The 23,188-nt window shown below is 66.2% G+C and carries 21 protein-coding genes; 6 read left to right on the top strand and 15 right to left on the bottom strand.

What is annotated here, in order from left to right:
* The first annotated feature begins 166 nt into the window (after positions 1-166).
* Entirely contained in the window at positions 167-1,549 is a 1,383-nt protein-coding gene (locus tag MC381_RS11460; protein WP_251977878.1) for a GntT/GntP/DsdX family permease, read from the top strand.
* A gap of 171 nt (positions 1,550-1,720) precedes the next feature.
* Here the strand turns inward: MC381_RS11460 and MC381_RS11455 are convergent, their stop codons facing one another.
* The 8 genes from MC381_RS11455 to MC381_RS11420 form a co-directional block, all read right to left on the bottom strand.
* Positions 1,721-2,860 (bottom strand): tRNA nucleotidyltransferase/poly(A) polymerase-related protein, encoded by a 1,140-nt coding sequence (locus MC381_RS11455; protein WP_251977877.1) that lies wholly within the window; start codon positions 2,858-2,860, stop codon positions 1,721-1,723.
* 24 nt (positions 2,861-2,884) lie between these two features.
* A complete protein-coding gene (glpE, locus tag MC381_RS11450) occupies positions 2,885-3,238 on the bottom strand; it encodes a thiosulfate sulfurtransferase GlpE (RefSeq protein ID WP_374708172.1) in 354 nt (117 codons plus the stop codon).
* Between the two features lie 173 nt (positions 3,239-3,411).
* Positions 3,412-4,233: a symmetrical bis(5'-nucleosyl)-tetraphosphatase gene (locus MC381_RS11445; protein WP_251977876.1), complete on the bottom strand. Its 822-nt coding sequence runs from the start codon at positions 4,231-4,233 to the stop codon at positions 3,412-3,414.
* A 75-nt stretch (positions 4,234-4,308) separates the two neighbouring features.
* Complete coding sequence (gene apaG, locus MC381_RS11440) at positions 4,309-4,692, bottom strand: Co2+/Mg2+ efflux facilitator ApaG/CorD (RefSeq protein WP_251977875.1); 384 nt, start codon at positions 4,690-4,692, stop codon at positions 4,309-4,311.
* Positions 4,689-5,495, bottom strand: coding sequence for a 16S rRNA (adenine(1518)-N(6)/adenine(1519)-N(6))-dimethyltransferase RsmA (gene rsmA / locus MC381_RS11435; protein WP_251977874.1), 807 nt, complete (start codon positions 5,493-5,495; stop codon positions 4,689-4,691). The genes apaG and rsmA overlap by 4 nt, the downstream gene beginning before the upstream one ends.
* A gap of 15 nt (positions 5,496-5,510) precedes the next feature.
* Positions 5,511-6,566: a 4-hydroxythreonine-4-phosphate dehydrogenase PdxA gene (pdxA, locus tag MC381_RS11430; protein ID WP_251977873.1), complete on the bottom strand. Its 1,056-nt coding sequence runs from the start codon at positions 6,564-6,566 to the stop codon at positions 5,511-5,513.
* 26 nt (positions 6,567-6,592) lie between these two features.
* Positions 6,593-7,558 (bottom strand): peptidylprolyl isomerase, encoded by a 966-nt coding sequence (locus tag MC381_RS11425; RefSeq protein ID WP_251977872.1) that lies wholly within the window; start codon positions 7,556-7,558, stop codon positions 6,593-6,595.
* Positions 7,559-7,700: 142 nt separating this feature from the next.
* Positions 7,701-10,169, bottom strand: a complete 2,469-nt coding sequence (locus tag MC381_RS11420; RefSeq protein WP_251977871.1) for an LPS-assembly protein LptD — start codon at positions 10,167-10,169, stop codon at positions 7,701-7,703.
* A 279-nt stretch (positions 10,170-10,448) separates the two neighbouring features.
* On the opposite strand from MC381_RS11420, the gene MC381_RS11415 reads away from it, so the two are divergent.
* The 3 genes from MC381_RS11415 (at position 10,449) to MC381_RS11405 (ending at position 12,673) form a co-directional block, all read left to right on the top strand.
* Positions 10,449-11,525: an aminoglycoside phosphotransferase family protein gene (locus MC381_RS11415; protein WP_251977870.1), complete on the top strand. Its 1,077-nt coding sequence runs from the start codon at positions 10,449-10,451 to the stop codon at positions 11,523-11,525.
* Positions 11,522-12,190, top strand: coding sequence for an N-acetylmuramate alpha-1-phosphate uridylyltransferase MurU (gene murU / locus MC381_RS11410; RefSeq protein WP_251977869.1), 669 nt, complete (start codon positions 11,522-11,524; stop codon positions 12,188-12,190). Before MC381_RS11415 ends, murU begins: the two co-directional genes overlap by 4 nt.
* A gap of 63 nt (positions 12,191-12,253) precedes the next feature.
* Positions 12,254-12,673 carry an OsmC family protein gene (locus MC381_RS11405; RefSeq protein WP_251977868.1) on the top strand — a complete coding sequence of 140 codons (420 nt, stop codon included), beginning with the start codon at positions 12,254-12,256 and terminating at the stop codon, positions 12,671-12,673.
* A gap of 116 nt (positions 12,674-12,789) precedes the next feature.
* Here MC381_RS11405 and coq7 read toward each other — a convergent pair whose 3' ends face one another.
* The 4 genes from coq7 to purD all read right to left on the bottom strand — a co-directional run bounded on the left by coq7 (position 12,790) and on the right by purD (position 16,200).
* A complete protein-coding gene (gene coq7, locus MC381_RS11400; protein ID WP_251977867.1) occupies positions 12,790-13,431 on the bottom strand; it encodes a 2-polyprenyl-3-methyl-6-methoxy-1,4-benzoquinone monooxygenase in 642 nt (213 codons plus the stop codon).
* A gap of 44 nt (positions 13,432-13,475) precedes the next feature.
* Positions 13,476-13,820: a histidine triad nucleotide-binding protein gene (locus tag MC381_RS11395; protein ID WP_251977866.1), complete on the bottom strand. Its 345-nt coding sequence runs from the start codon at positions 13,818-13,820 to the stop codon at positions 13,476-13,478.
* A gap of 80 nt (positions 13,821-13,900) precedes the next feature.
* The gene (locus tag MC381_RS11390; protein WP_251977865.1) at positions 13,901-14,773 is read right to left on the bottom strand and encodes a phosphoribulokinase; all 873 of its coding nucleotides are present in this window, start codon (positions 14,771-14,773) and stop codon (positions 13,901-13,903) included.
* Positions 14,774-14,904: 131 nt separating this feature from the next.
* Positions 14,905-16,200 (bottom strand): phosphoribosylamine--glycine ligase, encoded by a 1,296-nt coding sequence (purD, locus tag MC381_RS11385; RefSeq protein ID WP_251977864.1) that lies wholly within the window; start codon positions 16,198-16,200, stop codon positions 14,905-14,907.
* Between the two features lie 179 nt (positions 16,201-16,379).
* Between purD and MC381_RS11380 the strand changes: the two genes are divergently transcribed.
* Both MC381_RS11380 and MC381_RS11375 read left to right on the top strand, forming a co-directional pair.
* The gene (locus MC381_RS11380; protein WP_251977863.1) at positions 16,380-17,093 is read left to right on the top strand and encodes a 16S rRNA (uracil(1498)-N(3))-methyltransferase; all 714 of its coding nucleotides are present in this window, start codon (positions 16,380-16,382) and stop codon (positions 17,091-17,093) included.
* A gap of 371 nt (positions 17,094-17,464) precedes the next feature.
* Complete coding sequence (locus tag MC381_RS11375) at positions 17,465-18,808, top strand: methyl-accepting chemotaxis protein (RefSeq protein ID WP_264297434.1); 1,344 nt, start codon at positions 17,465-17,467, stop codon at positions 18,806-18,808.
* Here MC381_RS11375 and MC381_RS11370 read toward each other — a convergent pair.
* The 3 genes from MC381_RS11370 to MC381_RS11360 form a co-directional block, all read right to left on the bottom strand.
* Positions 18,791-19,255, bottom strand: coding sequence for a hypothetical protein (locus MC381_RS11370; protein ID WP_251977862.1), 465 nt, complete (start codon positions 19,253-19,255; stop codon positions 18,791-18,793). The two genes, MC381_RS11375 and MC381_RS11370, sit on opposite strands and share 18 nt — an antisense overlap.
* Positions 19,252-21,525: a flagellar biosynthesis GTPase FlhF gene (gene flhF, locus MC381_RS11365; RefSeq protein ID WP_251977861.1), complete on the bottom strand. Its 2,274-nt coding sequence runs from the start codon at positions 21,523-21,525 to the stop codon at positions 19,252-19,254. The genes MC381_RS11370 and flhF overlap by 4 nt, the downstream gene beginning before the upstream one ends.
* A 197-nt stretch (positions 21,526-21,722) precedes the next feature.
* The gene (locus tag MC381_RS11360) at positions 21,723-22,991 is read right to left on the bottom strand and encodes a lytic murein transglycosylase (RefSeq protein WP_286009738.1); all 1,269 of its coding nucleotides are present in this window, start codon (positions 22,989-22,991) and stop codon (positions 21,723-21,725) included.
* Positions 22,992-23,188 lie beyond the last annotated feature (197 nt).

Genomic DNA, 23,188 nt, shown 5'->3' with positions numbered 1-23,188 from the left:
TGGCCGCAATCTGTTACCGGTAACATCATTGTCGCCATAGCCAATGCGAAGCACAACGCCACTAAAGGCTAAGTACCGGCAAGCCAATGCCCGGCCGAAGGCCGCGATGCACCGGCTGGCCTTACCGCCCAACCTGGCGAACCCCGACAAAGGATTTCGAGCCGTCATGGATAGCCTTCTCGCCCCCCTGCAGAGCCTATGGAGCGACCCCACCTACCGGCTGATCGCGGTCGCCGCGTTCAGCATCGTGCTGCTGCTCCTGCTTGTCCTCGTGCTGCGCCTGCACGCTTTCGTTTCCCTGCTGGTCGTCAGTCTGCTGGCCGGCCTCGGCGCCGGCATGAGCGTCGATACGTTGCTGGATACCGTCGAAAAAGGCATGGGCGGCACGCTCGGTTTCGTGGCCACGGTGGTGGGTCTCGGCGCCATGTTCGGCAAGATGCTGGAAGTCTCCGGGGGCGTGGACCGGCTGGCCAACACCCTGCTGTCGCGCTTCGGCGAGGACCGCTCGCAGTGGGCCATGGGCCTGACCGGCTTCTTGGTCGCCATCCCGGTATTTCTCGACGTCGCCTTCATTATCCTGGTGCCGCTGATCTACGCCCTGACCCGGCGTACCGGTCGCTCGCTGCTCTACTACGGCATTCCGCTGCTGGCCGGCCTCGCCGTCACTCACTCGTTCATTCCGCCGACCCCCGGCCCGATCGCGGTCGCCGAGTTGGTCGGCGCGGATCTCGGATATGTCATCCTGTTCGGCGCGCTCACGGGTCTGCCAGCGATGATCATCGCCGGCCCGCTGTTCGGGCGTTGGATCAGTCAGCGTATCGATGCCCAGATCCCCGAGTACATGGAGCTGCCGGAAGCCACCACGGACACTACCAACCAGCCCAGCTTCACGCTGATCGTCTCGATCACCCTGTTGCCGCTGCTGCTGATCGTGCTGAATACGGTCTCCGGCGCCGTGCTGCCGGCGGACAGCCAAGTCACTGCCGTGCTCGGCTTCCTCGGTCATCCGTTCGTGGCGCTGATTCTGGCCACGGTGCTGGCGTTCTACTGCCTCGGCATTCGCCGGGGCATGGCCAAGGAAAAGGTGATGGAGGTCGCCACCAAGGCGCTGGAGCCGGCCGGCATCATCATCCTGGTCACCGGCGCCGGTGGCGTGTTCAAGCAGGTGCTGATCGACTCGGGCGTCGGCGATGTCATGGGCGACATCATGGCCAATAGTGCCCTGCCGCCGATCCTGCTGGCCTTCCTGATCTCCACCGCCGTGCGCGTGATCCAGGGCTCGGCCACCGTGGCCATGATCACCGCCGCCGGTCTGATGGCGCCGGTGATCTCCACACTCAACCTGGAAGGCCCGGTACTCGGCCTGATCGTGATCTCGATCGCCTCCGGCGCGACGGTACTGAGCCACGTCAACGACTCCGGCTTCTGGCTGGTCAATCGCTACTTCGGGCTGACCGAAGCCCAGACGCTCAAGAGCTGGACAGTGATGGAGACGCTCATCGGCCTGACCGGGCTGGCCATGGCACTACTGATCGGCCTGTTCGTCTAACCCGTCCGTTGGGCCGAGCCAGGGGCCCGACACCGGCAGACACTCTTGCTGCCGCCCCTGAAACCGGAACGCCCGCCGTGGGAGACCACAGCGGGCGTTCTGGCGTTCGCCATCTGCCGAACGCCGTCTCAAGGTGGCCGTCGTCGGCGCTTTCACGCCTCACGGCTCCGGTTACAGCGCCTCGCGAATGGTCTGCTCGCGCCGACGCACCAACTCCTCGCCCAGCGCTGGCCCACGAAACCCCTCATCGAGCAGCGCGCGCGGCAGCACTTGGGCGGCGAGACGCCAGGCCAGCGCGAGATCGTCCGCCAGTGGGCCATCGTCGTGAGCGATCAGCGCCAGCAGCGGCGGAACGCGCTCCGGTCGCCGCCAGGCATCGATGGCGTCGAGCCACGCCATGATGGCGGCCGCGCGCACTTCCGCCTCATGGCGGGCAGCGCCACCGATACGAAGCCGCAGCCGTCGCGAGCGCGCTGCCAGCTGCATCGCCTCGCGAAAGCCATTCGGCGCCTTCACGCCATCGTTGAGCATGTCGATGTTCTCGTCGTCGAGCGCTTCGCCCAACCGCGCCCAACGCCACTGTGCCTGGTCATCATCCTCGGCTACCTGCTGCAGGCGGATCAGCCCCGCGGGCAGCTCGGAGGTCGCCAGCGGCGGCATCAGCACGGCCAGCGCACCGCACGCAGCCAACGTTTCGAAATAGGCCGCAGGATCGACCTCCGACAGCGCCTTTTGCGTCTCGGTCCAGACCCGCTCGGCCACCAGATGAGCCACCTCACCGCTCGCCGCCAGTTGACGCATGAGCGCGAGCGTATCCGGCGCAATCTCGAAGCCCAGCCCACGATAGCGTGCCAGGAATCTGGCCGCCCGCAGCACGCGTAGCGGATCCTCGACAAAGGCCGGCGAGACGTGGCGCAAGCGCCGAGCTTCGAGATCCCGAAGGCCGCCATAAGGATCGACCAGCTCGCCCGTCGGGGTCTCTGCCATGGCGTTGATGGTGAAGTCCCGCCGTGCCAGATCCGCTTCCAGCGTCACGTCTGGGCTGGCATGCACTTCGAAGCCGGTGTAGCCATGCCCCTGCTTGCGCTCGGTTCGCGCCAGCGCGTACTCCTCCTGGGTCTGCGGATGCAGGAAAACCGGAAAATCGCGACCGACCGGACGGAAACCGCGACGGCGCATCTCTTCGGGTGTGCTGCCGACGACAACCCAGTCACGATCGCCGACCGGCCAGCCAAGACGCGCATCGCGTACCGCTCCGCCGACCAGATAGACATCGAGCCCCGCGAGCAGGGCATCGCTACTGGCATTCATGGCGTACTCCTCAGGTGAGCTGGCTCAGGGCTGCTCGACGCGGTCGGGATGACGGTGGGCCCAATCGACAAAGCCGCCGTCCAGGCTGTAGACCTCGTCGAAGCCCTGCGCCGACAGCCAGGCCGCGGCCTGCTGGCTGGAGTGGCCGTGGTAGCACACCACCACCAGCGGCGTATCGCTCGCGGTCTTCTCGACCAGCTCGGCAACGTTGGAGTTATCGAGGTGGCGACTGCCGGGAATATGGCCCTGGGAGTAGCTGAGCGGATCACGGATATCGACCAGCGTGAGCGCGCGCGCTTCCCCCAGCCAGTGGGCCAGCGTCGCGGAGTCGAGATGTTCGTAGGATGGCGGCATCATGCGCTCCCTGTCGGTGTTCATGGGTCTGGGTGTCGATAGTCTGCTGGGTGCCGATAGCCCGGGTATCGATGCCCCGGATCTCAATCGGCCGGATCTCAATCGCCGGGATAGCGATAGGTCGAGTCGGCATCGGCCTGTTCGGCCCTGAGGCGTTGGCTATCAGGCGCATGTACGGCTGGCGACCGACGAGCGGCTTAGGATGGGGTCCGACGCGCCGGCTCGGCGATCAGCTCTCCGCTCTCCAGGTTCAACGCGGTCAGTTCGCGCCCCCAGACGCAACCGGTGTCGAGCGCGCGGGCGTCCACCCGTGCACCCGGTGTCCGCCCCTCCAGGGCGGCCCAGTGGCCGAACAGCAGCGTCAGCTCATCGGCGCGCGGGTAAGTGAACCAGGGCGCAAACCCCGCCGGGGCGCTGTCTAGCCCCTCCTTGGCGGCGAAATCGAGCGTGCCCTCGGCGTCGATGAAGCGCATCCGCGTGAAGACGTTGACGATGGCTCGCAGGCGGTCGATACCGGCCAGAGCGGCGTCCCAGCGAGCCGGCACGTTACCGTACATCTGGGCAAGAAAGTCATCCACCGCGTCGCCGCGCAGCACCGCTTCCGCCTCCGTCGCCCGCGCGCGCGCCTCCTCGAGCGACCACTGCGGCGGCAGCCCCGCATGGGTCATCACCATACCGCGTTCAGCGTCGGCGACCAGCAGCGGCTGTTGGCGCAGCCACTCGAGCATGGGCTCGCGATCCGCGGCCTCGAGAATATCCATCAGGGTGTCATGGCGCTTCAACCGGCCATGCCCTCTCGCCACCGCCAGCAAGTGCAGGTCATGATTGCCCAGCACCACGCTCGCGGCGCCGTCGAGTGCCACGCAGCGTCGCAGACAGCCCAGCGAGTCGGGCCCACGGTTGACCAGATCGCCGGCCAGCCACAGATGATCCCGCGAGGCGGAGAAATCCAGCCGCTCGAGTAGTGCCTGAAACTCAGCGTAGCAGCCCTGCAGGTCGCCGATTGCGTAGGTGGCCATATCGCTCGCGTCTGCTCCTGGTGCGGATGAAAGTGTCTAGGGTGTCACCGCCGGTGCCAGGCAGCGCCGACCGTGTCAGTGAACCTGATTGGGGGAAGCCAGGCGGAACGGTGCAATGGCGACGTCGAATGACTGCTGGGTGCCAAGGTCGACGCAGGTGTAGCTGCCCTGCATGACGCCGACAGGACACTCGAGCACCGCTCGGCTGGTGTAGCGGAAGCTGTGGCCGGCGGTGATCGTCGGCTGCTTGCCGACCACGCCGTTACCGCGCACCTCCTGAACCTTGCCATGGCCCTGGGTGATCTTCCAGTAGCGTGACAGCAGTTGCACGCTGCGCTCGGAGTGGTTGTGCACGGTGATCGTATAGCTGAAGACGTAACGCTTGTCGTCGGTGGACGACTCCTCTTCACGAAACGTCGGTTCGACGTCGACCGTGATGGCCTCGGCCATCTCGTTCATGAAGCGCTCTCCGTCAGATGGTTGCTGATCGCGACCAGCTCGGCCACGCGCAGGGTCTGTGGCCGACGCGCCGGATCGATGCCAAGCGCTGTCAGCGCCTCGGCATCGATGATGCCCTTGAAGTTATTGCGCAGCGTCTTGCGGCGCTGGCCGAAGGCGGCCTTGACCACTTCGGCAAAACGCACCTCGTCGTGTGCTGGCGCGGGCAGTTCGGCATGCGGCGTCAAGCGCACGATGGCCGAATCGACCTTGGGCCGGGGCACGAAGGCCTCGGGCGGCACCACGAACAGGGATTCGACCTGGCAGTAGTACTGGGTCATGACCGACAACCGCCCCCAGTCCGGTCCGCCCGGCTCGGCCGCAAGACGCTCCACCACTTCCTTCTGCAGCATGAAGTGCATATCGGCGATCGCACCGCGCGCCGCCAGCAGATGGAAGATGATCGGCGTGGAGATATTGTAGGGCAGGTTACCGGCGACCCGCAGCGGTCGGCCATCCTGCGCGGCCAGCGCCTGAAAATCGAACTTGAGCGCATCCCCCTCGTGAATCACGAACTGCGGATAGTCGAAGAACTGCACGCGCAGACCGGGAATCAAGTCCCGGTCCAGCTCGATCACCTCGAGCGCGCCGGCGGCTTCGATCAGCGGTGCGGTCAGCGCGCCCTGGCCCGGGCCGATCTCGATCAGGCGATCTCCCGGGCGCGGCGCGATCGCGCGAACGATGCGCAGAATCACGCCCGTGTCGCGGAGGAAGTTCTGGCCGAAACGCTTGCGCGCCCGAGGCATCGGGGGTCGAGTGGACATGAAACTGGCTTTCCTTCAATGAGCGCGGGCCGACATCTGCCGGGCGACGTCGAGCGCCACCCGCAGGCTGCCCGCATCGGCACGGCCGCTGCCGGCAAGGTCCAGCGCCGTGCCGTGATCGACGGAGGTGCGGACCATGCCGAGGCCGAGAGTGATATTGGCTGCCTGACCGAAACCGGCGTACTTGAGCACCGGCAGCCCCTGGTCATGATACATGGCGAGAACCGCATCGGCGCGGTCGAGATGGTGTGGCGTAAACAGCGTGTCCGCGGGTAGCGGCCCCACGACGTCGATACCCGCCTCGCGCAGGCTTTCCAGCGCCGGCGTGATCGTCTCGATCTCCTCGCGGCCGAGGTGCCCCTCCTCGCCGGCATGCGGGTTGAGGCCGGCCACCAGAATACGCGGACGCTCGATGCCGAACGCGTGGCGCAGCTCGGCATCGAGCACGCGAACGATACGCGACAGGCCGGCCTGCGTGATGGCCTCTGCCACCCGTGCCAGGGGCAGATGCGTCGTCGCCAGCGCCACCCGCAGCGGCCGTGCCGTGCGCGTCGTCGCCAGCATCATGACAACGTCCTCGACGCCGCACGCATCGCGCAGATACTCGGTATGCCCGGTAAAGCCGGGATGCCCGCCGTCGATGATCGCCCCTTTGTGCAGGGGTGCCGTGACCATGCCTCCAGCGCGACCTTCACGACACGCGGCAATGGCCAAATCGAGCGTTCGCAGCACATAGCGGGCATTGGCGGGATCCAGGCGCCCCGCGGTGGCCGGCGCATTCAGCGCGACCGGCCAGACAGGCAGGCAGCCATCGACCGGCGCCGGCACCGGCTCGCCTGCCCGCAGTACCGGCAGGCGAATCGACCAGCCGAGCCGTTCGGCCCGCGCCGCAAGCAGCTCCGGGTCTCCCACCGCCACCACGGGGACACTCAAGCCCTGCCAATCGCGTGCGACGGCAAGCGCCAGCTCCGGGCCGATGCCGGCCGGCTCGCCGGTGGTCAACGCCAACACCGGGTTCCCCTTTCGGGGCCGCGGTGCGGCGTCTTCAGGCGCGTTTGCGGGCTGCGTCATCGGCCCTCTCCCGGTGGTGCGCGGCGTCAGCCGTTGTCGTCGTCGAGACGATTGTCGACGTAGGCGCTGGCCCGAATCTCCTGGGTCCAGGCTTCGAGCTCGTCGCTGACCTTGCGCTGGAAAATCGCCTGGCTCGCCTGCTCGCGCGTCAGCTGACCGCCGTCGCCGCCTCGGGTCCCCAGACGCTGGACCAGGTGGAAACCGCTCGGGCTGCGAATGGGCTCGCTCACCTCGCCATCGGCGAGCGCCGGGATCACGTCGGCGAAAATCGTCGGGATCTGGGTCGCCGGCCGCCAGCCAAGGTCACCGCCCTGCAGCGCCTGCGCGCCGTCGGACTCGGCCACGGCGAGCTGCTGGAAGTCCGCGCCCTGCTGCAGCTGACGATAGAGGTCCTGCGCTTCGGCCTGGGCCTGCGTGACCTGCTCCGGCGTCGGCGACTGAGGCACGGCGACCAGAATCTGGGCCAGATGATAGGCAACGTCACTGTTCTCGCTGCGCTGTTCGAGGAACCGGTCGACCTCGCGGTCGGAGACCGTCACGCGGCTAGCGACCTGACTCTGCTGGACCTGACGAATCAGCAGTTCGCGACGCACCTGCTCGCGCACCTCGGCCAGCGTCTGGCCCTGCTGCTCCAGACGATCGGCAAACTGGTCGAGATCGAGCCCGTTGCCCTGGGCGATGCCACGCATGGCCGTGTTGAGCTGGGTTTCGTCGACGCTCAGGTTGGCATCTTCGGCCATCTGCAGCTCGATCTGCTCGACGATCATGCGATCCAGCACCTGACGCTGCAGCGCCGCCTCGGAAGGCATCGCGATGTCGTTGCTCTGCAGCTGGCCGCGCGCCTGGGTGACGCGTGAACGCAGCTGGCTCTGCATGATCGCGTCGTCGTTGACCACGGCGACGATCCGGTCCAGCGGCACCACTTCCGCCATGGCCGACAGCGGCGACAGCAACATCACCAGCGCCAGGGGAATCCACATTCTAAGACGCATGCCTACCTCTCTTGCTTGCTCGTCGGGCGTACCGTCATGGCCACGCCCCCTGCTTGATTGACTGGCTATATCGACTGGCTATATCGACTGGCTATATCGACTGGCTATGGCCGCGCACCGAGGCACGCGGCCGGGAACGCGATCAGAACTCGGTCGCGCGGTAGCCGGGCACGGCCGTGGCGAAGTAGCTGTCAGCTTCCTGGCCGACACCGCCCAGCCCCTTGAACACGAAGCGCAGGAAGATCCCGCGATCGGTGTAGTCATCGTCGATGGTATTGGCCGTATCGTTATCCTTGACCCACTCGCGCCAGACGACCTGCACCGCGCTACAGCAGCTGTTGAACTGCACCCCGGCCAGATTTTCCAGATCGCGCTTGTTGGTGTTGTCGTAGAGATAGCGGCCGATCAGATCCAGCGACGGTGTCGCCTTGTAGGCAAACGACACGTCGAAATCCTCGCGGTTGTAGCCGAGGCGATCCTCGACATCATCCCCGGAGGGATCGAACCCTTCGAGTTGCCAACGGTAGCCGAGGTTCAACACATGCCCTGCCGTGCTCTGATACTGGGCGTAGGCGGAGACTTTTTCGGTACGCGACTCCTGCTCGTCGTAGAACCACTCGTAGCGCGTACGCCAGCTGTCGTTGATTCGCCATTCGAGCTGCGTGATCACCGGCGAGCGGTCCCGCGTGGCACGATACCAGTCGGCGTAGTTGTTCTCCTTGCTCGGCAGCGTATCGGGGTCGCCGTTCATGTCGATATTGCGATCCTCGAAATAGGCGCTCTGGCCGACCGACAGCGACAGTCGCTCGCGACCGGTGTCGTCCTCGAGAAAACGCGTCGACGCACCATAGGAGACCTTGTTGACGTCACCGACGCGATCGGAGCCGGTAAACCGATAGGGGGACCAGAGCTGGTTCCAGGAGATCGCCCGTTCGTCGGTGTCGAAGTCAGGAAACTCCGACTGGTCGCGTTCCGGCACGTAGGCATAGTAGAGACGCGGCTCGAAGGTCTGACGCCAGTCGCTGCCGAAGGCGGCCATGTCGCGTTCGAAGATCAGCCCGGAGTCGACCGAGTAGACCGGCACCGTGCGCGACAGCGTCTCGTCACGGTCGGTCTCGCGATTGTCGTAATCCAGGTTGTAATTGGTCTGCCACAGCTGGAAGCGCGGCTCGAGGAAGCCCCAGCTAGGCTGCGCCCGCCAGCCGATCGCCGGCGTCAGGTTGACGCGCGAGCCGTTGGCCGCCTCGCGCTCGCGAATCGTGCGGAAACGCTCGTCCTCTTCGTCGTACCAGCGCCCCTGGCTATCGACACCGTGCAGATCGCGCCAGAAGTAGGTCGCGTTGGAATTCCACTCCTGATAGAAACCGCTGTCCTGCTGCCAGCGCCCGTTGGCGGTCAAACTCGGCAGGCGATAATAGGGGCGATCGTCCTCGTCGAGCGGATAGTCCATGCGCTGGTAACCCTGGGCGCGAGCGTCCAGGTACCAAGTGGAATCCCGAAAGCTCAGGCGCGCGAGCCGGCTGAGGTACTCGGTATCCTTCTCGGTGAAGTCGCGCCCGAAGTCATCGAAGTAGCGGCCATCGCTGGCGGCGCCATACTCAAGGGCATAATCCACCCGGTCGTTGACGTAACCGTAGTGCTCGTAGTCGACGTACCAGCGATCCTCGCCGTCGAAGGCGTTGTCGGGATCGTTGGGGTTCTCGCTATCGCTACCGTTGTCGTTGGGCAGATAGGCGCCCTCGATGGAACCCTGATCGCTGCCGAACAGATAGCGGAATTCGCCGCCCAGCATGAAACCGTGTTCGGAAATCGTGCGCGGCGTGATCGTGGCGTCGTAGTTGGGCGCCAGATTGAGATAGTAAGGCTGGGAGTAGTCGAGCCCATCGCTGGAAATACCGACCGTCGGCCACAGGAAACCACTCTGACGCCGGTCGTCGATCGGGAAGCGCACCCACGGCCAGTAGAAGACCGGTACGTCGCCCATCTCGAGGCGCGCGTTGGTGGCCGTGCCGTAGCCCTGTTCCCGATCGATGGTGACGTCATTGCCGACCAGTTGCCACAGGCGACTGTTCGGGGCACAGGTCGAGAAGCTCGCCTCGGTCATGCGGTAGCGGCCGTCATCGAGCCGCTGCATCGCCTGAGCATCGCCACGGACGTGCTGGCCGTGGATCACGTAGTGCGCATCGTCGATCCGCGCGGCATCGCTGTCGAGCGAGACCTGGCCGTCGCCACCGCGCACCAGCATGCCCGGATAACGGATCGTGACCGGGCCGTCGGCGAAAGCGGTATCGCGGGCCGCATTGACGCGGACGCGCGGCGCCTCGAGCTGGCCATCGCCACGCCGCAGCACTACCTCGCCGCCGAGAATCGTTTCGCCGTTGTCGCCATATTCCGCGGAGGCCGAGTTGGACAGCACCTCTTCCGGTGTCTGCCCGGCGGGGAGCCGATAGCCCGGCTCGATGTAGCGGCCGCCGCACAGCGCGCCGGAAGGCGCCGCGTCACCCCAGGGAACCCAATCGAGCTGATCCGGGGGGAGCGGCGCTGGCGGTGCCGCCTGAGCCGTCGATGAGATCAGGCCAGTCAGGGCAGTCCAGACCAGTCGCTTGCCCATGTCCTCAATGTCCTTGCCGAGTGAAGTCGGTATTATACAGACCTCGCCGTGGCTTGCCGCGAGGTCGTTCCCTGTTCGTTCGCCTGCCATCGTCGACGCCACGATTTGGCGCCGCCGGGCAAACGCGACACACTGACGCCGGCGGCGCGCGGGTCTCGATTCATCTGCCGCGCTGCACCGACGCACGACGTGGCGCGCTTCTGGAGGGCTCCAGCATGCGGTGCCATGTCCGGCCCGTCAACTCGCCTTAAGACTCCTCGAAAGCAAACGGAAGGCTGCATGAATTCGCGTCTCGAAACCCTGCGCGCCTGGATTGCCGGGCACCATCGCCTGTCCCCCGAAGCGTGTCGACTGCAAAGCGTTGCCGGCGATGCCAGCCTGCGCAGCTACTGGCGTGTCGCGTTCCCCGACGGCACCACACGCATCCTCATGGACGCGCCGCCGGCACTCGAGGAGAGCCGACCCTTCGTCGAGATCGGGCAGGCGTGGCACGACGCCGGCCTTCCCGTGCCGGCGATCCACGCCGTCGATCTGGACCAGGGCTTCCTGGAGCTCGACGACCTGGGAGACGACAGCCTGCACCATCACTTCGACAGCGACAGCGGCGCCCACGATGGCACCGCCCGCGCCCTGGCACTGCTCGACGACATCCAGTGTCGGGCGCCGACGCACAGGCTGCCGCCCTACACGTCCGCCTTTCTCGACGAAGAGATGGAGCGTTTTCCCGACTGGGGACTGACCCGCTGGCTAGGCATCGAGACGCCCGAGAGCTGGCCCCGGGTCAAACAGCACCTGCTCGCAAGGATCGCCGAGCTGCCGAGCGTCACGGTACATCGCGATTTCGACGCCATGAACCTGATGATCCATGACGACGCGCTCTGGATCATCGACTTCCAGGGTGCGCTGGCCGGGCCGCTCGGCTACGACCTCGTCTCGCTGCTGCGCGGCCGCTATCACCGCTGGACGCCGGCGGAAATGGCAGGATGGATCGAAGCGTTTCGCCAGCGCAGCGTGGCCTCCGGCGCGCTCTCGCCCAGCCTGGACAGCGAGCGCTTTCGCGCCGCCGTCGAGGCAATCGGGGCCCAGCGCCAGCTCAAGATACTCGGCCAGTTCTGCCGGCTGTGCCTGCGCGATGGCAAGTCCGGCTACCTCGAGCGCCTGCCGCACTTTTATCAACACCTCGACGAAGGACTCGCCGCGCTGCCGGCTCTCGCCGAATTCCGCCAGTGGCTGCAGACGGTCTATCGCCCGGCGATGGAGGCCCGCCTGGCCAGCGCTACTGACGAGGCGCCGGGGCCCGCCTCAGACGACGCGCCGGGGACCGCCTCAGACGACGCACCAGGGACCGCCTCATGAAAGCGATGATTCTGGCCGCCGGACTCGGCACGCGTATGCGCCCGCTCACCGACCACTGCCCCAAGCCGCTGCTGCCCGTCGCGGGCAAGCCGCTGATCGTTCACCACCTGGAACGCCTGGCCGCCGCCGGCTTCCGCGACATCGTCATCAACGTAAGCTACCGCGCCGAGCAGATCATCGAGGCGCTGGGCGACGGCGGTCGCTACGGCGTCTCGCTGACCTTCAGCCTCGAGGAAACCCCGCTGGAAACCGCCGGCGGCCTGCGCCACGCGCTCGATCAGCTCGGCGACAGCCCCTTCGCGCTAGTCAACGGCGATGTCTGGACCGATTTTCCGCTCTCGCGACTGGCCCTCGCAGATGGCGATCTCGCCTCGCTCGTCATGGTCGATACCGCCGACTTCCATCGCCGGGGGGACTTTCATCTGGATCGGGCCGGGCGCCTGCACGCCGACGGCGAACCGCGATTGATCTATGCCGGGCTCGGCGTGATCCACCCCGCGCTGATCGCCCCGCTGCCGGACGGCGAACCGGTCAAGCTGGCGCCGCTGCTGGTCGAGGCAATGCAGGCCGGGCGCGTCGGCGGCTATCACCACCGAGGGGAGTGGGTCGATGTTGGCACGCCGGCACGACTGGCGGAGCTGGAAACGCGGCTGACACAGGCGTAGGTGGCGACGGCGATGTTATCCTTGCGCCATCGATCCCCACCCGTTTACTAAGGAATGTCTCTCATGAAAGCTACAGTCAAATGGACCGACGGTCGCCAGTTCGTGACGGAGTCCGGCAGCGGCCACAGTGTCGTGATCGACGGCAATCCGGATAACGGCGGCCGAAATACTGGCCCGCGCCCGATGGAAATGGTGTTGATGGGCCTGGGCGGCTGCACCTCCTACGACGTGATCCAGATTCTCGAGAAGGCTCGCGCCAACGTCACCGACTGCGTCGCCACGCTGGAAGCCGAGCGCGCCGACACCACGCCCAGCGTCTTCACCAAGATCCACGTTCACTTCACCGTCACCGGCAAGGGACTCAAGGACGCGCAAGTGAAACGCGCCGTCGACCTCTCCGCCGAGAAGTACTGCAGCGCCTCGCTGATGCTCGCCAATGGCGGCGTCGAGATCACGCACGACTACGAGATCGTCGAGGCCTGATCTCCTGCCCCGGGGTAACCGGGATGCCAGCGTGAGATGCCAAGGTAAAACGCCAGCGATGCGGACCTGCATCGCTGGCGTTTTGCGTATACACCACGAACACTCGAGCGCGATGCTCAGAGCCGATAGACGCTCTTGGTCATCACCTTCGAGACCAGACGCATGCCCCATTTCACCGGCAGCGGAAAGCGCTGACCGCCGGACTCCAGCGCCCACTGCTCATGCTGCGCTTCGTCGATGCGCATCTGCTCCAGCACGGCGCGCGAGCGTTTGTCATCGATAGGCAGCTTCTTCAGATGGGCGTCCAGATGATGGCCGACCTGCTCCTCGGTCGCGGCCACGAAGCCGAGGCTGACACGGTCACCGACGGCACCGGCGAGCGCGCCGAGACCGAAGGACGCGGCATAGAACATCGGGTTGAGGTAGCTGGTGCGGTCGTCGAGCTCCTGCAGGCGCTGATCGCACCACGCCAGGTGATCGATCTCCTCGGCCGCCGCCTCTTCCATCTTGGCTCGCGTTTCGGTCAGCTTGGCGGCCATGCCCTGGCCTTGGTAGAGCGCCTGGGCGCACACCTCGCCGGTATGATTGATGCGCATCAGGCCCGCCACGTGGCGGCGCTGCTCTTCATCCATCGCCCCCTCGGGCTGCGCATTGGCGGGCGAGGGCCGGCTTGGCTGCGCCGCCTTGGGCACGAGCGTGCGCAGCACGGTGTCGAACTGATGGATCAGGTTGTCGGCGTGGGTCATCCTGCGGTCCATGAAGGCCTCCTGGCAACGGCGTGAAGGATCGGTCGCGGGGCGTGTCAGCCCGGCGGCCACTGCATGGCCCGCCCGCCGAGCAGGTGCATGTGGATATGATAGACCGTCTGCCCCCCCTGTTCGTTGCAGTTCATCACCACGCGGTAGCCGTCATCGGCGAATCCCAGCTCCTTGGCCAGGCGGGCCGCGGTGTACTGCAGCCGCCCGATCAGCGCGAGATCGGCTTCCTCGATATCGTTCAGGGTGGCAATCGGCTTTTTCGGGATGATCAGGATGTGGGTGGGCGCCTGCGGGTTAATGTCGTTGAACGCCAGGACCTGGTCGTCCTCGTAGACGATATCGGCGGGGATCTCGCGATCGATGATCTTGCTGAACAGCGTCGGTTCCATGGGGTCCCTCCTCGATGGGGTGCGCGCGTGGCGCCCGGCCACGCGCGTCGAACGGTAAAAAGCGCCCGAACGGGCAAGCGTCAGCGAAATCGTCGCTGAGCGAGTAGCTGCCGCACCTGCGGTGCCAGGATCAGATCCATCGCCAGCGACAGTCGCGCGCCGGGGACGACCAGGGTGTTGGGCCGGCTCATGAAGGCATCATGGATCATCGTCACGAGAGAGGGAAAGTCGACCGCCCCCGGATCACGGAAGCGGATCACGACGAACGACTCCCCGTCGTTGGGCACGTCCTGCAGCTCGAACGGGTTCGACGTATCCACTGTCGGCACGCGCTGAAAGTTGATATGAGTGCGCGAGAGTTGCGGCTGGATATAGCGCACGTAGTCCTGCATGCGCCCCAGGATGGTGTCGATCACCGCCTCCTGGGAGTAGCCGCGCAGCTTGGTGTCGCGATCGATCTTCTGCAGCCATTCCAGATTGATGGTCGGCGCCACGCCGATCAGCATGTCGACGTGGCGGGCGATATCCACCTCGTGCGTCACCAGCCCGCCATGCAGGCCCTCATAGAGCATCAGATCCGTGCCACTGGGAATCGGCTGCCAGTCGGTGAAGGTCCCGACCTGCCAGCCCGCCTCGATCATGCGTTTGTCCTCGGCATGAATGTAGTGGCGGTAGGTCCCCTTGCCGCTCTCACCGTACTCCTGGAACAAGGTATCGAGGCGGTCGAGCTGGTTGGCATCGACCGAAAAATGCGACAGCGCGGCCTTGCGCTCCGGCTCCGTCTGCAGAATCTGCGCCAGCTCGGCACGCGAATAGCGGTGAAAAGCGTCGCCGTCGATGAACGCCGCGTGCACGTCCTCGCGGGCGAACATGCGCTCGAAGGTGCGCTTGACCGTGGTCGTGCCGGCCCCCGACGACCCCGTCACCGCGATGATCGGGTACTCACGCGACATGTCGCGTCTCCCCGTCGTCACTTGCCGGCGTGCCTTTCCTGAAAAAGACGGGCCTCGGCGCCCCTGCGTATGGCGTCATTCGCTGCATGGCGGCAGTTCCTTGTCGTTAAAGTCCGCGCCGGCGCGGCCGCTCAGTCGTCGCGACGCTCGCGAGCGATCGCGCGATGGGCAATGTCGCGCCGATAGCCGGCGCCAGCCCAGCGCACCGCTTCGACACCGACGTAGGCCTGCGCGGCGGCGGCACCGACCGTCTCGCCGAGAGCGGTCACACATAGCACACGCCCGCCGCTGGTGACGACGCGACCATCGTCGTCGGTCTGCGTGCCGGCATGGAAAACCTTGCAGCCGGCGGTCTCGGCAACATCCAGCCCGGTGATTTCGTCACCCTTGCGATAGCTGCCCGGATACCCCTCGGCAGCGAGCACCACGCCAACTGCCGCGCGCGGATCCCACGCACACTCGACCTGATCGAGCCGCTGCGCCAGCGCCGCCTGACAAAGCGTCACCAGATCCGACTGCAGACGCATCAGGATCGGCTGTGTTTCCGGATCACCGAAACGGCAATTGTATTCGATCACCTTCGGCGCGCCGTCGGCATCGATCATCAACCCTGCATAGAGGAAACCGGTATAGGGATGCCCCTCTGTCGCCATGCCGGCGACCGTCGGCCGGATGACTTCGTCCATGATACGACGGTCCACCTCGGGCGTGACCACCGGTGCCGGCGAGTAGGCTCCCATGCCGCCGGTATTCGGGCCGGTATCGCCGTCGCCCGCTCGCTTGTGGTCCTGACTGGTCGCCATCGGCAGCACGTGCTCGCCGTCGACCATGACAATGAAGCTCGCCTCCTCGCCTTCGAGATACTCCTCGATCACGACCCGCGCACCGGCGTCACCGAAGGCGTTGTCCTCGAGCATATCGCGAATCGCCGCTTCCGCTTCCGCCTCGGTCATCGCCACCACGACGCCCTTGCCGGCAGCGAGACCATCGGCCTTGATCACGATCGGCGCGCCCTGTTCGGCCAGATACGCCAGCGCGGGCGATACCGCACCGAACGTCTGATAAGCCGCCGTTGGAATGGCATGGCGCGCCAGGAAATCCTTGGTGAACGCCTTCGAGCCTTCCAGCTGCGCCGCCCCGGCCGTCGGTCCGAAGATCGCCAGGCCCGCCTGCGTGAAGGCGTCGACCACACCGGCCACCAGCGGCGCCTCCGGACCGACGATGGTCAGCGCAACCGCATTGTCCCGGGCAAAGGCGATCAGCCCGTCGATATCCATGGCATCGATGGCGACGTTGGTCAGTTTCGGCTCCCGCGCGGTGCCGGCGTTGCCGGGTGCCACGAAGACGGTTTCGACCTGCGCCGACTGCGCCGCTTTCCAGGCCAGCGCATGCTCACGCCCGCCACCCCCAATGATCAGAACCTTCATCGCTAACCTTCTTCTGCCGAGCCGTGGCGGCCCGCCGATCAAGAAGTGACGGCCCGCCTATGAAAATGAGAGACAAACAGGACCGCCATTATGTCAGAAAGGCGTGCCGCACGCCGCCGCCTTCAGGCACAATAACCGCCCGAAACGCCACCCGCATTCGCAACCGCACTGCCGTCGCCATGAACCTGATCCTGTTGCAGCCCGACGAGTGGCTGGACGAACACCACGCCTGCGTGCGCGACCCGCGCCGCCTACGCCATCTGACCGATGTCCACCGGGCTGCCGTCGGCGACCGCCTTACCCTCGGCGCTCTCGATGGCAAGCTCGGCCGCGGGGAACTGGTCGAGCTGACGACGTCGGCGGCACGCTTTCGCATCGACACGCTGGATCGCGATCCGCCGGCCCCGCTGCCCGTCCACCTGCTCCTGGCCCTGCCCCGACCGCGCATGCTGGCACGCTCGCTGGAACATATCGCTGCGCTCGGGGTCAAGCAGTTGACGCTACTGCACACGCGCCGCGTCGAAAAGAGCTACTGGCAATCTCCCGAACTGAAGCCGGAAAAGATCCGTCAGCATCTACTGCTGGGGCTCGAGCAGGCACGTGACACCCGACTACCTGACGTTCGCCTCGAACCCCGCTTCAAACCTTTCGTGGAAGACCGCCTACCCGCGCTGCTGGCAGGACGGCGTGGCCTGCTGGCACACCCCGGCATGGCTCAGACCTGCCCACGCGCCATCGCGACGCCGACGCTGCTCGCCATCGGCCCCGAGGGGGGCTTCGTCGACTATGAGGTGGAGCGCCTGCTGGCCATGGGCTTCGAAGGCGTGCATCTCGGCGAGCGCATTCTGCGTGTGGAAACGGCCGTCACCGCCCTGCTGGCTCGCCTCTTCTAGTCGATTCCCTAGACCGCGTGTGCCAAAGACTCGACAGCACACGCGCTCACCATGCCCGGTTTCTCTCCTGATTTTCTCATCAAAGCCGACACCCCGGCAGATGGGCTCACACACACACCAGCGACCAACCGCGCCGGCTGATGCCGTCTGGCGGCGGCGACCTCAAAAAACCACGCCAGAAGAAAGGTTTAGCCGCCGGCGCCTATCGACGTTCACGCCCGGCCGAATTGCAAACATTTGCAAGAATAGAAATTATTTGAAAAAAATGAATAACAAAACTTTACTTAGTGCCGTTATCTTGATGGGGTAGTCAACCTCGCCGGCGATTCGCAAGGAGTGCGATCCCGACTCACGCAAAAAGGGAGTTCAGCATGCTGAAACGCCTCAGGGGCTCCTCGCCCGACGCCTTTCTCGAAGCGCTTGACCGCTCGTCGCTGATCGTCGAGTTCGATACCGACATGAATGTCATCGCAGCCAACGACAACTTTCTGGCCCTGACGGGTTACTCCCGCGACGCGCTAATCGGTAAGCCACATCGGCTGCTATGCAGCGACGCCTACGCCAACAGCGAGGCCTATGCCCGGTTTCGGGACCAGTTACAGCGTGGGGAGTATGTGCGCGGGCGTTTCGAACGCCGGACTTGTACCGGCGAAACCCTCTGGCTCGAGGCCAGCTACAACCCGGTCAAGGACCGACACGGCCGGGTGACGCGCATTGCCAAGCTGGCCAACGACGCCACACCACGTGCGCGCCGTGCGGCGGATGACGAACGCCGCATGTCGGCCATCAATCGCTCGATGGCGAGCATCGAATTCGACCTCCAGGGCACCATTCTCGAGGCAAACGACAATTTCCTCGCAGTGACCGGCTACCGCCGTGACCAGTTGATCGGCAGCAACCACCGTCGCCTGTGCACGGAGACCTACGCAACCAGCGACGCGTACCGCGATTTCTGGCGCCAGCTCAACCAAGGGCAGTTCTTTACCGGCCAGTTCGAGCGCGTGCGCGCCAACGGCGAGGAGCTGTGGCTGGAAGCCACCTACAACCCGATTCGCGACGAGCGCGGCAACCTGGTGCGCGTGGTCAAGTTCGCCAGCGATATCACCGCACGCGTCCAGCAGCAGCAGGCGGAGTCGCAGAGTGCGGGCATGGCCTACGATATCTCGGCACAGACGAAAGAGATCTCCCAGCGCGGAGCCCAACTGCTGGAGGAGGCCATGCGCGAGATTCGCCGCATGGCAGAGACCATCGAGTCGATCTCGACGCACCTCTCGACCCTGCGTCAGCAATCCGACGAGATCGATACCCACCTGGGCGCCATCCGCCGGGTCGCCGAGCAGACCAACCTACTGGCGCTGAACGCCGCGATCGAAGCGGCCCGCGCCGGCGAGCACGGCCGCGGATTCGCCGTCGTTTCCCACGAAGTGCGCCAATTGGCCGAGCGCGCCGCGCAGGCCACGCAGGATATCAGCGGTGTGATCAGCGGTTTTCAGGGACTCACCACACTCGCCAACGACGATATGCAGGAGTGCCTCTCGCACGTCGATCAGGGCGTCTCGCTGGTCGGGGATACCGGCGAGATCATCCAGCAGGTGCATCGTCATGCCAGCGAGGTCGTGGCCGCGATCGGCCGCCTGACCTCGACGCTGGAGCAGGACGAGCGCGAAACGAGCCGTGCGTCGTCCCGCGCCCCGGCCCTATTGGCCGACGGCTGAGGAGAGTTGGCAACGAGTGGCGGTGACTCCGCGATACCAGCGGCCGACATCGCGGGTCAGGGCAAATCCCAGAAAGCGCTCGACGGTAACGCCGAGGTTGTCGATCAGACGATCAGTGGCGGCATCCGCCGATTGCGGAAGCCCCTGGCGACGTCCGTCGTAGAGCCATAGCAATACAGGGCCGGCCGGGCCCTGCTCTGCCTGTGCCAGCTTGAGCCGGCGATAGAGATCGGGGACGTCGAGCTGCTCGGCATCGAGCCAGGCCAACCAGGCCACCTTACCGGCGGTCCGCTCCCCCTGGCGCAGTACGCGCCAGCCGTGACTTGCGCGTGTTGGCATCATGGCCAGCGCCTGCATGAGGGCGTCGTCTCCGGGCTCGCCGATAACTCGCAGCGGCACGGCATCCGGCGACAGCCGCGCACGTAGCCCGGCAGCCTGGTCGCTCACGCCGCGACCGCCGGATCCACGGTCGTCGTCACGCCGGCACGCGCCAGTGCGTCGTGCGCGCTCAGCGTGTCCATCAGCGCCGACAGCAGCGCCTTGGGGCGTCGCCCGCAGCGCCGCTGGGCGATGCCGGAGAGCCGCGCCCTGACATCCATGGCCCAGGCGGCATCTTCGCCACCGAGACGTAGCGCCAGCGCCGCCAACGTCGCCGCCAGCTGCCAGCGCAGCGCGCGATCCTGGGTGACCAGGCCGCGTTCGGCGAGCAGCGTGTCGGCCTGGCGTGTCAGCGTGGGCAATCCCTCGACCAGCAGAACCTGCGGCAGTCGCGACGGCACATCGAGACCGGCCTGACTGCTGCTGATCCAGTAGCGGCGCGCCAGACGGCGACCGTCGTCGTGATCCACGATCTCGCCATACCAGGCCACCACCGGCAAGCTATGGGCGTCCTGACGACGCTGGCTCAGCCCGGTATCGAGTCGCGTCAGCTGTAACGCCGCGCGCCGCCCCTGATAACGCACGGTCAGCGTCTCGAGACGTTCGCCCAGCGTCACCGCCTGCGACAGCGGCAACCATTCGCCGGCGTGACGAACGCGCCGGCTACCGCTCGTCGTTGCCAACCAGCCGCGCCCGCGGGCATCGAGTCCAGCCAGCACGTCGACGGCCGGCAACTGGGTCAGCAGATGCCAGCCGACGTCCAGCTCCTCGGCCCAGGCCAGTCGCGCCGGTTCGCCCGCCGGCAGGCGGTGGCGTGGCCAAACCAGCGGCTGCGGCATGCCGTGATGATCCAGCGACACCAGCGGCATCGCCTGATCGGCGCCGCTGACACTGGCATCACGCGACCAGTAGAGCGCGTGCGCGGTCTCGGCCGAGGCGAGCAGCCCCTGCTGCGTCTTGTCCGCCATCAGACGACCGAAATCGCCGGCAGTCTGATCCGCGCGACGCCAGGCTTGCTCGAGCAGCGTCATGCCCAGATTGTGCTGACGCAGCGTTTCGAGGGTCGTCGACAACGCGTCACCCTGGCGCAGAATGCCGCGTGACAGTGCCTGCTGGCGCGCCTGCTGCGCGGGCAACTCGCGCGTCTCGGCGGCGACGAACGGGGACTCGTCCGCCAGCGAGAGCGCCTCGTCCAGCAGCGCTTCGGCATCGACGAGCGCCAGATCCTCCGGCACCCGCTGCCCGCGGGACACGTAGCAGAGACGCAGTCGATGACGCATGACGACATCGAGCACGTTGCCGAGACGCGCCGCCTCATCCAGCTTGGTCAGCACACAGCCCCAGAGCGGCTCCCCGGCCTCCACCGAGGCGCGCTGCCAGGCATCGATCACCTGGGCCAGCGTATCACCATGGCTGGCCGCATTGAGCACCAGTACGCGGCGGGCCGGCGCCGGTCCGGCCGCCAGCCGTTCGATCTCGCCCACCAGCCGCTGATCGCGCTGGCTCATGCCAACGGTATCGATCACGGTGAGCCGCTTGCCGCCCCCACGCGACAGCAACGAGCGGCGCGGCTGAGTCAGGCGGGTCAGCAGATCGCCAAGATCGCCCTTCTCCTCCAGCGCATGGACCTCGGTGCCGAGCAGCCGCGCGTAGATGCGCAGCTGCTCGGCGGCGCCGATACGATAGCTGTCGGTCGTGACCAGGGCGACATCGCGCGGGCCGTGGCGCATGACGTAGCGTGAGGCGAGCTTGGCGGTGGTGGTGGTCTTGCCGACACCCGTCGGCCCGACCAGCGCAAAAACGCCGCCCTCGGCGAAGAGCGCCTCTTCGTCCTCGAGCCGCGGCAGGCGTGCCAGCAGCTGGCGTCGCAGCCAGGCCTGCGCCGGCGCGCTGTCGGCCGCGGCATCGCGCAGCTCATCGGGTAGATCCTGCAGCAGTTCGTCGGCCAACGCGGCACTGAATCCGGCCTGGATCAGCTGCTGACGCAGTCCACGTCTCGGCGAGACGGACTGGCTTTCCCCGCGCGCGCCCTCGGAGCGGTTCGACTGCAGCATCTCGCGCACGTCGTCGAGCAGCTGACGATTGAGCGCCTGCAGCGTCTCCACCATCGGCGTCTCGCTCACTGGCGCTTCGGATTCGCCGGCCCCGGACGCGAGATCCGCCGCGGCAGGCTGAACGCTCGAGAGCGTCTGCTCGTGCTCCTGCTCCGCCATGGCAACGATCTCCACCCCGCCTTCGACAGTGCGGTTGGACAGGATGAGCACGTCGTCACCGAGCGCCAGGCGTACCTGACGCATGGCCTCACGACTGTTGCCGGCAATGAAACGTTGTACGCCCATGGCTTCCTCAGCGTGGCGCGACGAACCGATCGTCATTCGGTTCGGCACAGGGGGGAGTCGCGCCACAGTGTGCCATCGCCCTCCCGGTCACGATGGCCGGGAATGGCCGCAAAAGGCACGCCATTTCCGCCGGTCACACGTTCGCCGGCCGGGAGCGAGACTTCGGCGGCCCTCCCGCCGAACCGTTCGTCGAGCGCTCAGGTTTCGCTCAGTCGGGAGATCAGCGCCTGGGTGGGATAGCCATCCGGCGTGACGCCGATGCTGCGCTGATAGGCCCGCAATCCGGCGCGCGTATTGGGACCGACAAGACCGTCGGGCGTGCCCACCTCGAAACCGCGAGCGTTGAGGCCCTGCTGCAGCCGACGAATCTGCTCTCGCGAAAGCGCCGGTTCCGAGCGTGGCCAGTCGCCCTGGATACCCGGCCGGCCGGCGATACGATCGGCGAGCGTGGCCACCGCCAGCGCATAGCTGGTCGAGGCGTTGTAGCGCATGATCACGCGGAAATTGTGGCCGACTAGAAACGCCGGCCCCTTGGCGCCGGCCGGCGCGATCACGGATGCCTGCGTGAAGTCCGGTAGCGCCTGGCCGCCGACGGCCGCGACCCCCTGTCCACGCCAGGCCGCCGTATCGCGACGCACGGAAAGCTCGGTCTGCGAATAGTCGAAATTGGCCGGCAGCGTCACCTCGACACCCCAGGGCTTGCCGGCTTGCCAGCCAGAGGCGTCCAGATAGTTGGCGGTCGAGGCCATCACATCAGGGATGCTGCCCCAGATATCACGCCGTCCGTCACCGTCCTCGTCGACCGCGTAGGCAAGAAAGCTGCTGGGAATGAACTGGGTATGCCCCATCGCGCCGGCCCAGGAACCGCGCATGCGATCGCGGTCGATATCACCGTTCTGCAGGATCTTCAGCGCGGCCATCAGCTCACCGCGCGCGAACGACTGCCGACGACCGTCGAACCCCAGCGTCGAGAGCGCATCGATCGTCTCGAAATTGCCGAAGTTACTGCCGTAGTTGCTCTCGACACCCCAGATCGCGACGATGATCTCGCCGGGCACCCCATATGCCTGCGCCACCTGATCAGCGGTCTCCCGGTGCGCCTGCAGGCGCTCGCGCCCGTTGCTGATCCGCGAGGCCGACACGGCGCTATCCAGGTAGCTCCAGACCTGGCGGCTGAACTCCGGCTGCGAGCGATCGTACTCGAGAATTCGCGGCTGAAAGCTGGCCCGGTCGAAGGCTTCTGCCAGTGTGGCCTGGTCGATCCCCTCAGCGGCAGCGCGGCGACGGAATGCGTCGACCCACGCCTCAAAGCCGGCCGGATCGCGTGCGGTATCATCCGCGACACCGGTATCAGCCTGCGCCGAGCCAGTGACGTCGGCCGACGCGGTCTCGTCGGTCGACTCAGACGACGCTGGCGCGGACACCGCCTCGTCGGTATCGCGCGAAGACGTCGACGTATCGGCCATGCTCTGACAGCCAAGCAGGGCCAGAGAGAAACAGAGCGATAGCGTGACGGGGGCCTTGCAGGAGAATGAACGCTTCACGGGTAGCACTTCCTTGATGCTCTAGGTACTGGTGACAGATACGGGAGACGGAAACTGGGAGCAGAGTTCCTGAGCCGGCCGGAATGCCGACGTCAGGCGCCAGTGTAGCGCATCGCACC

It is taken from the genome of Salinicola avicenniae (assembly GCF_023736115.1).
GTDB lineage: Bacteria > Pseudomonadota > Gammaproteobacteria > Pseudomonadales > Halomonadaceae > Salinicola > Salinicola avicenniae.
The sequence above is the reverse complement of the archived record's forward strand: the minus strand, read 5'-3'. Positions and strand labels throughout refer to the sequence as shown.